Genomic DNA, 17,010 nt, shown 5'->3' with positions numbered 1-17,010 from the left:
TTAGCCTGGAATACATTCTGCTTCGGACATTTTGACTGAACTATTATACAATTAATTTATTAATTGTAGTTTCGAGTCGACAGTATTTATATATTTGTGTTGAATCAAACCAACACTTATGGATTTTTTTATAGAACGGGATCAGCAGCTTCGCCAAAAAGTACCAAACAAATTCTTCAGGCATCTCTACTATAGTATAGATTTCACCAAACGCCTTACAATTATTTACGGTGCACCGGGAACCGGTAAATCAACACTACTGCTTCAACTGGCTGACTATCATGATGATCTACCGCCGGAAGAGTCACTTTACCTATCCGGTGAAACGCTCTGGTTTCATACTAAATCTCTCTATGAGATAGCCGAACTTTTTTATCTGAATGGAGGCCGGCATTTGCTTATTGATGATTTACATTCCTACCCGGACCGCGCCCAAAGTATCACTCAGATTATAAGTGACCTGCCGGATCTTAGACTGATTTCAACGTCAGCTGCTCCGCTAACCTTTTTGAATCCACTTGCAGGCCAAGTGTCTTCCCATCATTTGCCTCCACTCTCGTTTCGCGAATATCTGCAGTTCAGGGAATCCATCAGAATTGATCAGAAAAAGCTCGGGGAAATTGTTTCATTTCATAAAGAGTTCTCAGAGGGAATCTCCGGATTATTTCAGCCAATTCCGCCTTTCAGAAGGTACTTAGCCGGCGGAACACTATTTTCACCCAAGAACAAACCAGGATACTACCCGGGAACTCTGTTTGGTGAGCAGCGGATGAATACTTTCCTTGAATCTGTGCTTCCTGCTCTTGAGGGAGTGGATTATCGGTCAGTTACAAAAATTAAGCGTCTCTTAGCACTTATTATTCACCAGGGCCCATTCAAACCTAATATTTCCGATATGGCCAGGTATCTTTCCGTAAGCCGCGATTCCATCTACTCATGGCTGTCGCTTCTTGAGCACACAGGTATTATTCACAGGATTTGGCTCAATCGAACAGGAACCACCAGGCATCGCAAGCCGGACCTCATTGCGCCCGGTGATCCGTCGTTTCTGCAATTTGCAGGGAACCAGCCGCGGCCTGATGCGGTTCGGAAGACGTTTTTAATTAGTCAGCTTCAAAATGCCGGGTTCAACTGTTCTATTCATAAATCCGGGGCTGTCTATCTAAATGGCATGACAATAACCACGGGCGACCGAGATGAACCGCTGCCGGATGTAAGCGATGGATCGCATCCAATTGTTGCAGCAGATAATCTTGAGGTAGGGTCCGAAAACAGAATTCCGCTTTGGATGTTTGGGCTTTTGTATTAAAGTATATTTTTACTTTAAAAAAGAATACATGCTGAGCGCGTAAAGTAACCAGCCAATTGAATTTATTCAGAATATACCTGTACGACTCATAAACAAAGGTTTTCTAACTCATTTATCAAATTAATGCTAATAATGCCATTAATGCCATTTATAATTAACAGTTATTTCATCCCTGAGTAGACATCACCAAAAGTTCTGAACTCACTATTAGAAAAAAATTCCATGAATGTATCGCAGTCGAATTACTAACACTCCTATTGAGAAATCGTCTTATTAAGTTGCCTGTGGAAGTTCGTACCTCGGCTCGCCTGAGCTGAGATGGGAAGATTCGATCAACGATCCTTGTCCGTGTTTTGTGTGGAAGTAAACAAGTGTCATATCCTTTCACTACGATCGATGGTTTGCCAGGTTCATGAGAAGCGGGTCGGCGACCCGCTCTACGTACCTCGGCTCGCCTGAGCCGAGAGGGGAAGGATTCGATCAACGATCCTTGTCCGGGTTTTGGGGTGGGAGTAAACAAGTGCCATATCCTTTCACTACGATCGGTGGTTTGCCAGGTTCATGATAAGCGGGTCGGCGACCCGCTCTATGTACCACGGCTCGCCTGAGCCGAGAGGGGAATATTCGATGAACGATCCTTGTCCGGGTTTTGGATGGAAGTAAACCAGTGCCATAACCTTTCACCACGATCGGTGGTTTGCCAGGTTCATGATAAGCGGGTCGGCGACCCGCTCTACGTACCACGGCTCGCCTGAGCCGAGAGGGGAATATTCGATGAACGATCCTTGTCCGGGTTTTGGATGGAAGTAAACCAGTGCCATAACCTTTCACCACGATCGGTGGTTTGCCAGGTTCATGATAAGCGGGTCGGCGACCCGCTCTACGGTCACTTACCAATACAAAACCGCGAGAATATACTATCAAGCACGTCTTCATTTGTTATTTCACCGGTGATGGTGCCGAGGTCTTTGAGGGCGGCCCGGAGGTCGATGGACAGGAAGTCACCGGTCATGCCCTGGTCGAGTGCAGTGATGGCCCGGCGTACGTTTTCGCGTGCTTTCTGCAGCGCATCCCGATGACGCGAGGAGGTCACCAGAAGGCTGGATGTATCATAATCTTTACTTTCCAGAGCGCGCTGCTTCATTATCTTTTTTAGCTGTTCGATATTTTGCTCTTCAATCGCCGAGATCTTCAAATCGTACTGAATGCGCTCTTCCTGTGAATGATCCGCAAGGTCCAGCTTGGTCCCGACTAGCAGGAACGGCGTGTCTGCGGCTCTCTTTTGAAACCCGGCAATCTCCTCGCGCTCGTCTGCATCAAACGGTAGCGAGAGATCTTTCAGGTACACAACCAAATCTGCCTGTTCAAAGGCTTTCTGTGACCGCTTCACGCCCTCTGCCTCAATTATATCCTCCGTTTCCCGCAGTCCGGCCGTGTCAATCAGCCGAAACAAAAGTCCATCGTAGCTCCAGTCTGCGTCGATGGTATCACGGGTGGTCCCGGCAATTTCGGTAACGATGGCGCGCTCGCTCCCCACTAACGTATTAAGCAGCGTAGATTTTCCGGCATTCGGCCGGCCTATGAACACCGTCTTCACGCCATCCTTCACCAGGCGGCCGGTTTCGTAGGTGTCGAGCAGCCGGCCAATCTCTTCATCCAGATCGGACAGTAATTTTCGCAGCTGCTCTTTGTTGGCAAACTCCACGTCCTCCTCAATAAAATCGAGCTCCAGCTCCACCATCGCTGTGGCGTCCACAATCTGCTGCCGAAATTCTTTGATATGTTTCCCAAGCCTGCCTTCCAGCTGCTGATGGGCCGCATCCACTGCTTTAATACTCTTGGCGTGAATCAGATCAGCCACCGCCTCAGCCTGGTCAAGATCCAGTTTACCGTTCAGAAAAGCGCGCTGGGTAAATTCTCCCGGTTCAGCGCCGCGGACTCCCAACGCCAAAACCGTTTCCAGAACCGCCTGGGTCACAAGTACGCCGCCATGGCACGAGACTTCAACAGTATCCTCGCCGGTATACGACTTTGGAGATTTGAAAACAGTGGCCACAACTTCATCTACCACCCGGCCGCCTTTTTGAATGATTTTTCCAAAATGTGCCGTATGAGAATCGACCGCCATCAGGTCTTTACCTTTAAAACAGTCATTTACTTTATGGATGGCATCTTTTCCGGATACCCGTATGACGGCTATTCCCCCCTCTCCGATTGGAGTTGCGATAGCAGCGATGGGTGGAAGTTGATTTATTGATGGCACAGCAGTTGAAAATTGATTGGAGATTAATATTAAAAATCCGTCAAACTTAACGGCTTTAATTACACTCAATAATGTAATTAATTATTCTGCGAATGCATCAGCAAGAGAAAAGACGATCTGTTAACACTAAATTATGGAGAAGAGAAAATGAGTATACTCACAAATATTTTAACCGTTGGATCTGCAGTGTCTTTCATCACAGGTTTCCCTTCCATTTTTATTAAAAAAATCCAGATCAATCAAAAGAGCCGTATCTATTTTTTATGGCATTGTTCCTGTTTGGTTTAGCTATCACCCTTGGATGGAGTGATTTTGTGGCCGGATTATATGACTCTGCCCCTGTGTGTTTGATCGTACGTTTTTTTACAGCTTTACCCCTGCTTTGAGAGATATGCCACCTCCGATTCCCGGTATCCCGGAACCCGAAACCCATTAGGCAGACCCGATTTTGTAAATGCAATTTGCCATAATTGGTTCTTTCGGGCCCTGAAACCACCTGCGCTCATCAACAGGTAATATTTCCACATGCGGTAGAAGCGTTCGGAATAGTTGTGACTAAGAGAGCTCCAGTTCTTGTTAAAATTTCGAAACCAGGCCATCAGAGTCCTGTCATAGTCCACACCGATATTTTGCCAGTCTTCCACCACTAGTTTGCCTTCAAATGCATTTGCCAGCTGTGAGATGGAGGGAAGCATTGAGTTTGGAAATATATATTTCTGGATCCAGGGATCGGTTACCCGCACTGCATAACTGCTGCCGATGGATTGCAAAAGGACCGATCCGCTATCGGACAGGCAGCGGGTGACGACATCAAAGTACTTTCTGTAATTTTTATAGCCAACATGTTCAATCATACCGAGTGATACAATGTGTTCAAACTGTTCATCAAGATCACGGTAGTCCTGAAGACGAATCGTAACAGGAAGTCCTTCACATAGCTCTCGCCCAAGCTTTGCTTGTTCCTTTGAGACTGTAATTCCGATAACCTCTACGTCATATTTTTCGGCCGCATATTTCGCAAAACTTCCCCAGCCGCAACCGATGTCAAGGACTGATTGGCCAGGCTGCAGCCCAAGTTTCCGGCAAACCATCTCCAGTTTATTCTCCTGGGCTTCATCAAGTGTGGAAGCATCCTCCCAGTAAGCGCCGGTGTAGACCATACGCTTGTCGAGCATGGCTCTGTAGAGATCATTCCCGATGTCGTAGTGACGCTCCCCGATCTGGTAGGCTTTAGTTTGTCTTTGAAGATTCGTGAAGAGAGATCTTAGGAATAGTAAAATCCACCCGGGTGAGTAGCCCGCCTTCTTATCAAGTTCAGCCCTTAAAAGTTTGCAAAAAAACTCGTCCAGTTCTTCAGCGTCCCACCATCCGTCCATATAAGCCTCACCGAGCCCGATAGATCCGTGGCGGATCACACGGTCATAAAACCTGTTATCATGAACAGTGAGATCCCAGGGACGGTCTCCATTTAAACAAATATCAGCCTGGACAAGTAACTCTTGAATTTTCTCTTGTGTGTTAATCATCGCCTTAAAATTCGTTACGGTTCGAATAGCAGGGGATCACTATTATTTAACTAATTTTTTCTCTTATTTTCAAAGCTACCCCCATCAAAAAAATATAAAAGCTTGATTTAACTTATTTTGTAGCCATTTTATGAATGACTTTGTAAGCCTGACCTGTATGATGCCTCACCAGGATTTCGAATTCACGATAACGCCGACATTATACATTGGCACGGTTTTGTGACAAAGGCACTCGTTCATTCTTTATTTACTTTCTTCATCAACAGAACATACATTTTCAGATATATTATGAATAGCGATTCAATAAGATTCGGGGTCAACGCCAATGACAAATACACAACGAACAGGTTTAACTTTAGGAATCATTGGGTTCTGTATTCCTCTTCTTGTTAATTTCCAGGGTCTCTCGATTGCCGGCCATGTTGCGATGAGCATTTTTCTGTTGGCCGCTATTTTCTGGATGTTCGAAACCATCCCAATTTATTCAACTTCAATCCTTGTCATCTTTTCCCAGGTACTGTTGCTAAGTGCAGAAGGAATTATTGACTACTCCTCTGTTGCCGAATACGATCCACAGTCGTACACCCAATTCATCGGTACGCTAGCAAACCCAATTATTATTCTGTTCCTGGGCGGTTTTGTACTGGCTGATGCGGCCGTTAAATATGATTTCGATAAAAACTTAACGCGCATACTTTTACGACCGTTTGGAACACGAACGGCTACCATCATGCTCGGGCTTATGGCGGTCACCGCTGCGCTTTCGGCATTTATGAGCAACACAGCTACTACAGCAATGATGATTACAGTCATTATTCCCATCATCGCTAAAATGGATGCCGGTGATCCTGCCCGGATTGGTGTTGCGCTTTCCGTGCCATTTGCAGCAAACATCGGAGGAATAGCCACACCTATAGGAACGCCGCCTAACGCCGTTGTGATTGCCGCTTTGAATCAGCAGGGACTTTCAGTAGCCTTTGGCAGCTGGATGCTTTACGCACTCCCGCTCGCAGTTGTAATGCTAATTGTTGCCTGGCAAGTTCTGCTCCGGCTCCACCCGCCCGCTACAGAGTTTGTTGCGCTTGATATGGATTCAAAACTTCAAACGTCAACACATGCCATACTTTTGTATGTCACATTCGGGATTACCGTGTTGCTTTGGGTCACCGAAGGGTTTCACGGTATCAAAAGCAGTATTGTGGCGCTGCTTCCCGTTGTAGTGCTCACGCTTTCTTCTGCTTTCGGCAAACAGGATATCAGGAAGCTTCCGTGGGAAGTCCTTTGGCTAATTGCTGGAGGAATAGCGCTGGGTATTTCAATGAAAGACACCGGACTCGCAAGCTGGCTCGTTGGCGGTATCGCCTGGGGAGATCTGTCATCTATAATGGTACTTGTTGTGTTCGGGGCCGTTGCGCTGATTATGTCCAATTTTCTGTCGAACACGGTTACGGCTTCCCTGCTAATTCCGCTGGCGCTCACGCTGGTTACCTCCGGTGCGCTGGAAGGTGTTTTTGGTATGCTGATGATTGGCCTGGTCATTGCGCTGTCGGCAAGCTTTGCGATGATCCTCCCAATATCAACACCGCCCAATGCCATTGCTGAAAGTACCGGCGTTCTCAAAACGAAGCACATGCTGCTGTCAGGTTCCATCATTGGTATTATTGGCCTGGCACTGATCCTGCTTCTCTCTGTTTTTTACTGGCCAAATATCATTTAAATCATGCTCGCTATGAAACATAAAATCTACATCTTTGTTGTTGAGGACGAACCTGAAGTTCTCGATGCTATTGTAAGAGATCTTGAGGAGTTTGAGGATACATTCCCAATCGAAATGGCTGATTCTGCCGAGGAATCCCGGGAGCTCATTAACGCACTGATTGATGACGGCCATGAGATTGGGCTGATCCTTTGTGATCATGTTCTGCCGGGGCAAAATGGCGTTGAGCTGCTGGTTGAGATGCAGAAAAACCCAAATACTGAACGCACCCGGAAAGTCCTCATCACAGGCCAGGCCGGTTTGGATGAAACGGTTCGGGCTGTGAATGAAGCTGACCTCAAACATTACATTGCCAAACCATGGGAAAAAGGTGACCTGGTTGAAACAACGCGTAAACTTCTGACGGATTATGTGATCGAGCAGGCAGACAACCCGATGGAATATATGAGTGTTCTCGACAGCACGCGCATAGCCGACTACATACGCAAAGAGCGTGGCATCACAGATCAATAGTTAACTTTATGAAATTTAAATTTGGAACACAGTGGCTTGAAGACCGAACGCAGGTAACAAAGCTCATCCGGCGGCTGATTGACGATGAAAGTGACTCGGGTCGGTTCCTCAGAAAAACAGAGAAAGGTTTGGAGCTCTTTCGGGAAGGCGACGAGCTACAAAATATTTATATCCTTTTGGATGGTGAGGCAAAGCTATACAAGAAGAAACCTCATACCGGTATAAACTTTCCTGTACTGGATCTTCTGCCCGGATCAATTATTGGTATCATTGCTTATACTACCGGCAGGCCATCCCTCACGACGGCGATAACCACAAAACCGTGTACTATCCTTGAAATTCCGGATGTAGAGCTCAAGCAGCTGATTGCGGGATCACCGAGAATGCAGGATTATTTTGATGAGCTGATTCTCGCCAATTTACTGGAGCGGTTCCGGGGGACCATTATCCTTCAGATGAAACTCGATTCCGTGAACCAGCGGCTTCAAAGCGAACGAAACGAGCTAAAAAAAGCCTATAATGACCTTCAAAAAGCGCAGGAACAGCTTATCTACCAAGAGAAAATGGCGACCCTTGGTCAGCTTGTGGCAGGATTTGCCCACGAGGTAAATAACCCGGCAGCGTCATTGCTTCGATCGACTGAAACACTTGAAACCCGCATTACCAGTCTCTTAAACGACTTCCATGATGACATAGTCGGGCGTGATACGGCGCAGAAATTTTATGAGTCCGGGAAAAAAGCCGGGTACCCCGACACGAAAACGATACGTAAGCGAGCCAATAAGCTTGAAAAAAGCTTCCCGGACGCCCGTAAACAGCAATTAAGGCTGATGGCTCAGTTTCCCGAATTCCTGATCGGCATTCTTAAAGAAAAGGATATCAGCGGGAGTAATGAGCTCAACAATTATCTGAATTATTTTGAGATGGGAAAAATGTTTCAAAATATCGAATCGGCCGGCAACCGGATTTCGGGTATGGTTCAGAGCCTGAAGAGCTACAGCCGGAGCGATTCCGATCAGGAATGGGAGGAGATCGATATTCGGGAGGGAATCCACGACACACTGCAGCTGACCAGCAACCGAATCAAATATTACGACATTGAGATTAACCTGGAAGAGATCCCGGAGATACGGGCAAATGCGGCAGCCCTGAACCAGGTGTGGACAAATATTATCCTCAACGCAGCTGACGCGATGGGTAAAAATGGGTCGTTGTTTATTCAATGTGAAACTAAAAGCCAGCAGATTGTGGTCACTATTGAGGATTCGGGGCCTGGCATCAAAGAAGAGCACCTCGATCGAATTTTTGAATCCAATTTCTCCACGAAAAAATCTGATGTGAAATTTGGTTTAGGGATCGGCCTCTCCATATCAAAAGATATTGTGGAGCAGCACGGCGGCACCATCAGCGCAAAAAACTCTGATACGGGGGGCGCGATTTTCACGGTCAGGCTTCCGGTTCAGTAGATTAATCTCAGAACCGGCCTGACTGTTCAGCAATCTCATTCAAATCCCGATCCAGACCCTCAATCACCCCGATAATAGTTTCAACAGCTCCCAGGTAAAATTCCGGGTTGATATTTTCATACGTATCTGATGGAGCGTGATAATGTTCGTGATCTTCCACACCAAAATAGATAAATGGCACATCTTTTTGATGAAACGGGCCGTGATCAGATGCAAGCGTCCAGTTTTGATCCCACTCGTCAGAGTCATAACCAAATAGTACATTCACCGGTGCATCATTTGTGTACTCTTCAATAAATGGTTTTAAAAAGGGATAGTGATAAGTACCTACAGCGTAAAGTTCATTCTCGAAATTTGTGCTGATCATATCCATATTGATGTTTATTACGACCTGATCGAGCGGCACAAGCGGATTTTCAGTGAAATATCGTGCGCCGGCAAGACCTTTCTCTTCTGCATCAAAGCCGATAAATATGATGCTGTTTTCAGGACTATTTTCTGTGAAATATGCGGCTGCGGCCATCAATCCGGCGGTACCTGAGGCATTATCGTCTGCCCCATTATAAATACTTTCTTGCCGGGTTTTCAGGTGGTCGTAATGTGCCGTTATCACAATGAATCTCTCCGAATTGACACTCCCTTCAACATATCCAACCAAATTTATCGCTGTCACGGTATCAGTATCTGCTTCACCTGTAGACACGGCCTGGCTGAACGGCTGCCGGTAGCTCGCTCCAAACATCTTCAGTCCGAGAGAATCAAACCGGTTTTCAATGTATTCGCGCGCCATTCGATTCCCCTGCGTGCCCGTTTCCCTTCCGCCAAGTGCGTCTGAAGACAAATATTCGACATCCTTAAGGGACTGGTGCTGTTCGGCTTGGGCCGGATCAGATGCGTAGTCAGCCTGTTGACTGCATGCCAACAAAAGTAGAGGAGAAATTAAAAGTAACAGATATCGATTGATCTTTACCATCATCTTGAAACTGAATTAATCATTTGGGATTTATCGGGCAGGTACTGGGGCGTTAAATATAGAATTTTCACATGTGAAAACAGACATCGCCTGATCTTTAATTCAATTCATAAAATGAAAACAAAAAGTGAGAATCTGCGTACATTAATCTTGCCTCGAAAATTTAATCTGAATACCCGTCATGAATAAAAAATCTGACCATTACCGAAATCAAAGTAAAGATTCCAGGCAAGACCCGCTTGATACATATATCGACAAGATGGTAGAACAGTCAAGGTCCTCATCAAACAATAATAAATCTTCCGGACAAGCTGGTAGAATCATTATCGCCATTATCATCGTATTTATAGGTATTTCATTCGTAACAGGCACCGGATTCTTTTCAAGCTCAGGCCCAACAGATGTAATCTCCTCGGTAACAAATATGGGAGGCCCGACCCAGGATCTCCTCGATCGAATGGGCGAACGAATGGTTGAAATGGGCTACGGAGATCTGTCAGATGACGATCTTCGGTCACTTCGGGAAGATGGGGTAACTGCTACTTACGTTTCCAACGTGCGGTCTCTTGGCTTTGAGAACCTGACACTTGATGACGCCCGCAGACTTGCAAGAGCAGATGCATCCTCCACGTTTATGGCCATGATGATTGAGCTGGGATATGATTTGACGATTGACGACTTCGTACAGCTGCGCGATGCCGGAGTAACTGCGTACTATACAAGTAATGTTCACGACCTGGGCTACAAGGATGTGACGCCGGATCAACTTATTCGGATGCAAAGAATTGGGGTATCAACGTCTCTTATCGAAGAACTTCAGGCCCAACGCGGTGAGGATGTCCCGCTCGAAGATATTATACGGTACCGAATTAGTAACCAGTGATTAATTTTGAGTGTTTAGTTGTAACTAAAAATTCAAAACTCAAAACTGATTACCAGAGCATCATCTTCATACAAAACACGCTGCCGCCGCTTTTCAGGAATTCATACGTACTGTATTCGTGAACATAAAAACCGGCGTCGCGAAGCTTTTGGTTTACATCGGTACATCCCTGCTGGATGAGCACGTTCAACCCATCAGGTGAAACTGCATTTACGGCAAACAGGTTTTCAGCTTCGTAGGCTGTCGCTTCAATCACGGTATCGAACATAGCACTGATAAGATCCATCCCCTGGGCTGTGAAGGCATCACTATACACAAGTACAGTCTCTTCATTGAGGACGCACATGCACGTATCGAGATGGTAAAACTCTTCCCGCTGAAGCTCAAGGGCTATGACAGGAACATCGAACAGTTCTGATATTTGATCATATACTTCCAGCGAGCTCCGGAATCCATAGGCTCCCCAGATCAGGCCGTGTTTAAAGTGCCAGAGTGCATCCCCCATGCCTTCAAATGACTCAACGGTTTCACTTTCAATATGATGAATCGCATAGCCTTTTCGACGGTAATATTGCTCGATGAATGGTACTTCACCTTTGCGCTGATCTGCTTTCATGATAGACATCAAGACATGTTTATCACCCTCAGGGCTGATATAGGGCAGGCTCTGATTTGCGCAAAATACCATATCGGGAAACCCTTCACGGCCGTCCAGCACATCTACCTTAAATCCAAGTTCTTTGTAGCCGTCACGCAAATGTTCCCACTCATTCCTGGCCTGTATTTTATCTACAGCACCAATCTGGTTTTTCATATACGGATTGATGACATACTCCACATCATAATAGGTGGGCTCAACCATCATAACCTTCGATGGAGCCGTCATGGGTTTCAATTCGGAACGCTTAAAATTAAGTTGATCAACGGAGGTAATTACGGTAGACATGATCTTGCTAAATTTATTAACTGAACGCTTACAGAGGGCTTTTCAACACCCTCTCTTATTATTTCTCTTTAGAGAACTCTTTACTCGCGGTTGAAAGGTAAGAGTAATTATAATGTAATGATGTATCAAAATAGTTCGTTGGAAACTTTTCATCTTGTTGATGCGGACAGAAACCGGTAGGTTCCCTTATGATATTAGATCACAAACTATTAAATCAGCTGGCTCCCCTCGAGCTTAAAGCCCGTAAAATTGTTGAAGGTTTTGTCTCAGGCCTTCACCGTAGCCCCTATCACGGTTTTAGCGTTGAGTTTGCCGAACATCGCCCCTACAATCAGGGAGATGATTTTAAGCATATCGATTGGAAAGTATATGGGAAGTCGGAACGCTTTTATGTAAAGCAGTACGAAGCCGAAACAAATTTACGTGCTCACATAGCACTCGATGTCAGCAGCTCCATGTACTTTCGGCATTTTGCAGATTGGAGCAAACTGCGATACGCCATCCATTTTGCTTCAGCCCTCGCCTACATGATGAACCGCCAGCGCGACGCAACCGGCCTCACCCTGTTTGATGAAGATATACGGTTGCGGCTACCCGAAAAATCAACCAGAAGCCACCTGAGGCTTATTTATCAACATCTTGAAGAAGAACTTGAACAGGAGAAAAAACGGTCGAAAGACCAGCGGAGTTCTGCCTCAGCTGATGCCCTTCACTCTCTTGCCGAAAAGCTCGACCGCCGGAGCCTTGTTGTGATTCTCACCGACCTGTTCGAAAATGTAGATGGTCATGACGCACTCATTTCGGCCCTCCGCCATCTTCGTCATCAAAAACACGAGGTTCTCCTCTTTAACGTGCTTGAGCATAAGAGCGAACGGGAACTGGACTTCAGCGATGGAAAGTTTTTGTTTGAAGATATGGAGACCGGATCAGAAATTGAGGTTATACCCAGCCAAGTTAAAGACGATTACAAGGCAAAAGTAAATGAGTACACCCACAAATTCAAAATCGCTTGTAGTGACGCTTTAGTTGACTTCGAGGAGATTGACACGCAGAAATCTCTCGATCTCGCTTTGCTTGCCTATCTCAATAAGCGTAAGCGGTTAATGTGATTTAGATAAGAGATGGAAGATAATGGATAAGAGTTTTGAGGGATGAGTTGTGAGTTTTTAGTGAATGTCAAAATGAGAGTTGAGGGATCGTAAGACAAATACTGTAACGCCTCTAAGAAACGTAAATCGCTCTGCTCATGTTTTTAAAGTCAATAGGAATGTAAAAAAACTTAAAGCATGCCTAACTATATATATCCTTTTAACGAACTAAATCAATCGAGAGTAGAAGACGTGGGAGGAAAGAATGCCTCGCTAGGCGAGATGTTTCGCGAGCTCAGTTCAGAAGGCATTCGTGTACCCGACGGTTTTGCAACCTCAGCCGAAGCATACTGGAAATTCATCGACGAAAATGAACTGAAAGATCCAATTGGGGAACAGCTCGAAAAACTGGACAGAGAAGAATTTTCAAATCTCAAAGAGATTGGAAAAACTATTCGCAGTAAGATCATGAATGCCTCAATGCCGGAGGAGCTCATTGAAGCAATCAAAACGGCATATCAAGAATTAGAAGAGCGCGAAAAAGACCTGGAGAGTGTTGCTATCCGCAGCAGTGCCACAGCAGAAGATCTTCCGGAGGCGAGTTTCGCCGGCCAGCACGAGTCGTACCTGAATATTAAAGGAGGAGTGAATGTGGCTAACACTGTTCAAAATTGTTATGCATCTCTCTTTACCGACCGGGCTATAAAATATCGTGAAGATAATGATTTTGATCACCTGAAGATTGCCCTCTCGGCGGGAGTTCAAAAAATGGTGCGTGCAGATAAAAGTTGCTCAGGAGTAGCCTTTACTATTGAACCCGATAATGGATTTGAAGATGTCATCTTCATTAACGGAAGCTGGGGGCTGGGTGATTATATAGTCGGCGGTGAAGTTCTTGGCGACCAGTTTTATCTCTATAAACGAAATTTGAAAAATGATAAGCTTCCGATCATCTCAAAATCTGCCGGAAAAAAAGAAAAAAAACTGATTTACTCTGAGACAACGAATGAAGACGGCCAGAATACCAAAGATGCAAAAACGACCAAAGAGGAACGGCTCTCTTTTATTTTGTCTGATGAAGAAGTTGAAAAACTTGGAAAATGGTGTCTGAAAATTGAAGAACACTACGGAAAACCGATGGATATTGAATGGGCAAAAGACGGGAATTCCGGTGAAATATACATCGTACAGGCCCGTCCGGAAACGGTTCATTCGTCAAAAGAAAAGATCAGTAAGTTAAAACAATACTCCTTAAAAGATGATGGAAAGATAATTGCCACAGGGAAAAGTATAGGTGACAAAATTGCCGCAGGTAAAGCCCGGATTCTTCAATCACCGGAGGATTCTGACGATCTTGAAAAAGGCGACGTGCTGATCACTGAAATAACCAATCCCGACTGGGACCCTCTTATGAAAAAGGCATCAGCTATTGTAACGAATAGCGGAGGCAGAACCAGCCATGCAGCTATTGTGGCGAGGGAGCTCGGGGCTGTGGCCGTGGTGGGGGCCGAAGACGCCACCGAAAAGATCCGGGACGGCCAGGAAATAACTGTCTCGTGTGCCGAGGGTCAAACTGGAAAAATCTATGAGGGCATCCTGGAATGGGAAGAGGAAGAGATTGATACCGAGGATTTTGCTGATCCTGATACTGACGTAGAATTGATTCTTGCCGACCCGGAGCTGGCTTTCCAGTATGCCTCATACCCGGTGGATGGCGTCGGACTTGTGCGGCTTGAGTTTGCTATCAATAATTCTATTAAGGTGCACCCGCTGGCACTGGTTCATTTTGACGAACTGGAAGATGACGAGGCTGTTAAAGAGATTAATGAATTAACCGCTCCTTATGGTGATAAAGAAAACTACTTCGTGGAAAAATTATCGATGGCTGTGGGCACTATTGCTGCTGCATTTTATCCCCGTGAAGTTATTGTGCGGATGAGTGATTTCAAATCGAACGAGTATGCGGATCTGCTCGGTGGGAAACAGTTTGAGCCTGATGAGGAAAACCCGATGCTTGGTTTTCGTGGAGCATCCCGTTATACCAGCGATCAGTACCGCGAGGGCTTTCGCCTCGAATGCCTGGCAATGAAGCGCGCAAGAAACGATATGGGTCTTGATAATATTAAACTAATGATCCCTTTTTGCAGAACAGTTGATCAAGCTAAAGAGGTTGTGAAAGAGATGAAAAAAAACGGCCTCAAACAAGGTGAAAACGGGCTTGAGCTTTTTGTGATGGTGGAAATCCCATCAAATGTAATCGGTCTGGAAGATTTCGCAGAAGTCTTTGACGGATTCTCTATCGGCTCGAACGATCTCACACAGCTGACTCTTGGCGTGGACCGGGATTCAGAACTGGTCAGCAATATCTTTGATGAACGGAATGCCCACGTCCGAAAAACCATTGCCGAGGCCATTGAGAAAGCTAAAAACTCAGGCAAGAAAATCGGGCTCTGCGGTCAGGCACCCAGTGATTTTCCCGAATACGCACAGTTCCTGGTAGAAAAAGGTATCGACAGTATATCCTTTAACCCCGATGCTATCGCCACGGGAATCAAAAATATTTTGAAGGCCGAGGGAAAAGATTAGAGCTATTTACTTGTTCCGAAGCTCCTGCTTTCTGCTTGTTCCGAAGCTCTTGCTTCGGAACGCAACCCGGAAGCTCTGCTTTTACTAAAAAGATTGTAAGGTTTCCCACAAAATACGCTCATACAACAAAAGAACGTTGATAATGAGCAATGAGCCGCAGCCGATACATAATCCACGAAACAGAATATCCATACTTTCTAACCAGCAGTATTGTTGACGGCCTTCCGCTGTTTGCAAATCCAGAAATTGCCCAAATCGTACTTGAAGGGTTCCTATTTCTTCAAAAATCAAGAGATGTTGAACTATATGGCTATGTGATTATGGAGAACCACATTCATTTTATTGCAAAAGGGGACGATCTGTCGAAGAAATTGAAAAACTTTAAATCCTTTTCCGCCCGGCAGATTATCAATTTTCTGGAGTTCGGAAATTTCCACCGTCTGCTGAAGCAGCTCAAACGGGCAAAATTAAAGCACAAAACCCAGAGTAAATACCAGGTTTGGCAAGAGGGAGTTCATGCCAAGCAGATTACCACACTTGAGATGATGGTGCAAAAGTTAGACTACATTCACGAGAATCCGGTCAAGCGGGGGTACGTAGATTTTCCAGAACATTGGAGGTATTCCTCAGCAAGAAACTATTTGGGGCTGAAGGCTCTGTTGCCGGTTACTTTGTATGGAGGTTGATTCGAAGCGGAGCTTCCTGGTTGCGTTCCGAAGCGGTAGCTTCGGAACGAGCCAAGTGACCTTGAAGCGTTACCGGTGCTTTACCGGGATCCTCCAAGCGTCACCTTGTTATCAGCGAATGTATGCTACCCGCCAAGCGATTCATAGGGAAAGGACCTGGCGGACGCTTGAAAGTTCTTTACCGCTAAATACATACAAGCGGGAGCTTCGGAACGAGTGAATGCTACTAATCTTTATACGTCAGCACACGTCCCCAAAGGCTTTTGGTCCCCCAAATGCCGCGACGCAGTGTTTCGAGCTGCACAATCTGGCTGTTATCAACAAACATATTTACTTCAGGGCCATAATTTTTGATATACCAGGCAAAGACTTCCGGATCGGCTGCTTCGAACATCAGCTTTTCCAGGCCTATTTCGTTTATAAATTCAGCCGGCACATCTGTTCTCCACGGATCTGCATTTTCGGTGATTCCTTCCGACTCGATCATAATCATATACGCGCCGGCATCAACAAATCGCCTGGCCTGTTTCGCGGCATAACCGGTGTCCAGCGTTCCTTCACTTTCCAGCTCGCTTGTGGCAGTGTCTCCACCGACACCAAATTGAATGCCAATTTCTGGCTTCGCCTTTAGCCCGGCACTTTGCACTTTCTCAATGAGCCGAAGCCAGTCGTCGGTAGGCAGGGTGATGAATCCGGCAGAGATTTCAATAATATCGAAGCCGTAATCTTTACATGTTTCAATATACTTATCTACAGATTCTTTGCCTTGGGTAAGCACATACTCCATAAATCCGCCGGTGGATACCAGTGAGTTATAGTCGTGGGCAATGTCAATGAGTTCGGTAACGGCTTTTTTGGGCATGAGAGAGAAGGACCCCCCGGAAAATTTCAGTGAATCAACATGCTCACCCATTGTCTCCATGATATCTTTTAAATATCGCTTACCCATCACATCGTAATAAGGGCCGCGTATTTCGGTAACACCTTTAGTCCTCGGTTTGGACTCCCGTTCATTTTTATTCAAAAAATCGAATGTCTTCTCTTTAGCCATGAT

At 45.7% G+C, this 17,010-nt stretch carries 15 protein-coding genes; 8 read left to right on the top strand and 7 right to left on the bottom strand.

Annotated elements, in window-relative coordinates; genetic code table 11:
* Window positions 1-118 precede the first annotated feature (118 nt).
* Window positions 119-1,309, top strand: a complete 1,191-nt coding sequence (locus AABW11_RS04670) for an AAA family ATPase (protein WP_340103621.1) — start codon at window positions 119-121, stop codon at window positions 1,307-1,309.
* A 536-nt stretch (window positions 1,310-1,845) separates the two neighbouring features.
* Here AABW11_RS04670 and AABW11_RS04665 read toward each other — a convergent pair.
* From AABW11_RS04665 to cfa, 4 genes are all read right to left on the bottom strand, one after another.
* Window positions 1,846-1,983: a hypothetical protein gene (locus tag AABW11_RS04665; protein WP_340103620.1), complete on the bottom strand. Its 138-nt coding sequence runs from the start codon at window positions 1,981-1,983 to the stop codon at window positions 1,846-1,848.
* Window positions 1,984-1,989: 6 nt separating this feature from the next.
* A complete protein-coding gene (locus tag AABW11_RS04660; protein ID WP_340103619.1) occupies window positions 1,990-2,130 on the bottom strand; it encodes a hypothetical protein in 141 nt (46 codons plus the stop codon).
* Window positions 2,131-2,195: 65 nt separating this feature from the next.
* Window positions 2,196-3,563 carry a tRNA uridine-5-carboxymethylaminomethyl(34) synthesis GTPase MnmE gene (gene mnmE / locus AABW11_RS04655; RefSeq protein WP_445263741.1) on the bottom strand — a complete coding sequence of 456 codons (1,368 nt, stop codon included), beginning with the start codon at window positions 3,561-3,563 and terminating at the stop codon, window positions 2,196-2,198.
* A gap of 380 nt (window positions 3,564-3,943) precedes the next feature.
* Complete coding sequence (gene cfa, locus AABW11_RS04650; RefSeq protein ID WP_340103617.1) at window positions 3,944-5,098, bottom strand: cyclopropane fatty acyl phospholipid synthase; 1,155 nt, start codon at window positions 5,096-5,098, stop codon at window positions 3,944-3,946.
* Window positions 5,099-5,423: 325 nt separating this feature from the next.
* On the opposite strand from cfa, the gene AABW11_RS04645 reads away from it, so the two are divergent.
* Genes AABW11_RS04645 through AABW11_RS04635 form a run of 3 tightly spaced genes read left to right on the top strand, consistent with a single transcriptional unit; the run spans window position 5,424 to window position 8,794 of the window.
* On the top strand, window positions 5,424-6,815 hold the full coding sequence (locus AABW11_RS04645) for an SLC13 family permease (protein WP_340103616.1): 1,392 nt from the start codon (window positions 5,424-5,426) through the stop codon (window positions 6,813-6,815).
* A 12-nt stretch (window positions 6,816-6,827) separates the two neighbouring features.
* Entirely contained in the window at window positions 6,828-7,328 is a 501-nt protein-coding gene (locus tag AABW11_RS04640) for a response regulator (protein ID WP_340103615.1), read from the top strand.
* Window positions 7,329-7,336: 8 nt separating this feature from the next.
* Window positions 7,337-8,794, top strand: coding sequence for an ATP-binding protein (locus tag AABW11_RS04635; protein WP_340103614.1), 1,458 nt, complete (start codon window positions 7,337-7,339; stop codon window positions 8,792-8,794).
* Window positions 8,795-8,801: 7 nt separating this feature from the next.
* On the opposite strand, the gene AABW11_RS04630 is transcribed toward AABW11_RS04635, so the two are convergent.
* Window positions 8,802-9,770, bottom strand: coding sequence for a M28 family peptidase (locus AABW11_RS04630; RefSeq protein ID WP_340103613.1), 969 nt, complete (start codon window positions 9,768-9,770; stop codon window positions 8,802-8,804).
* A 178-nt stretch (window positions 9,771-9,948) separates the two neighbouring features.
* Here AABW11_RS04630 and AABW11_RS04625 point away from each other — a divergent pair, with 178 nt between their 5' ends.
* Window positions 9,949-10,650: a hypothetical protein gene (locus AABW11_RS04625; RefSeq protein WP_340103612.1), complete on the top strand. Its 702-nt coding sequence runs from the start codon at window positions 9,949-9,951 to the stop codon at window positions 10,648-10,650.
* A 49-nt stretch (window positions 10,651-10,699) separates the two neighbouring features.
* Here the strand turns inward: AABW11_RS04625 and AABW11_RS04620 are convergent, their stop codons facing one another.
* Window positions 10,700-11,596, bottom strand: coding sequence for a dimethylarginine dimethylaminohydrolase family protein (locus AABW11_RS04620; RefSeq protein WP_340103611.1), 897 nt, complete (start codon window positions 11,594-11,596; stop codon window positions 10,700-10,702).
* A 188-nt stretch (window positions 11,597-11,784) separates the two neighbouring features.
* Here AABW11_RS04620 and AABW11_RS04615 point away from each other — a divergent pair, with 188 nt between their 5' ends.
* The 3 genes from AABW11_RS04615 (at window position 11,785) to AABW11_RS04605 (ending at window position 15,956) form a co-directional block, all read left to right on the top strand.
* Entirely contained in the window at window positions 11,785-12,705 is a 921-nt protein-coding gene (locus AABW11_RS04615) for a DUF58 domain-containing protein (protein ID WP_340103610.1), read from the top strand.
* Window positions 12,706-12,882: 177 nt separating this feature from the next.
* Entirely contained in the window at window positions 12,883-15,270 is a 2,388-nt protein-coding gene (gene ppsA / locus AABW11_RS04610) for a phosphoenolpyruvate synthase (RefSeq protein ID WP_340103609.1), read from the top strand.
* A 149-nt stretch (window positions 15,271-15,419) separates the two neighbouring features.
* Window positions 15,420-15,956, top strand: coding sequence for an REP-associated tyrosine transposase (locus tag AABW11_RS04605; protein ID WP_340103608.1), 537 nt, complete (start codon window positions 15,420-15,422; stop codon window positions 15,954-15,956).
* Window positions 15,957-16,182: 226 nt separating this feature from the next.
* On the opposite strand, the gene AABW11_RS04600 is transcribed toward AABW11_RS04605, so the two are convergent.
* The gene (locus AABW11_RS04600; RefSeq protein ID WP_340103607.1) at window positions 16,183-17,007 is read right to left on the bottom strand and encodes a phosphosulfolactate synthase; all 825 of its coding nucleotides are present in this window, start codon (window positions 17,005-17,007) and stop codon (window positions 16,183-16,185) included.
* Window positions 17,008-17,010: the final 3 nt, after the last annotated feature.

It is taken from the genome of Rhodohalobacter sp. 8-1 (assembly GCF_038150125.1).
In the GTDB taxonomy this organism is placed as follows: domain Bacteria; phylum Bacteroidota; class Rhodothermia; order Balneolales; family Balneolaceae; genus SW132.
The sequence above is the reverse complement of the archived record's forward strand: the minus strand, read 5'-3'. Positions and strand labels throughout refer to the sequence as shown.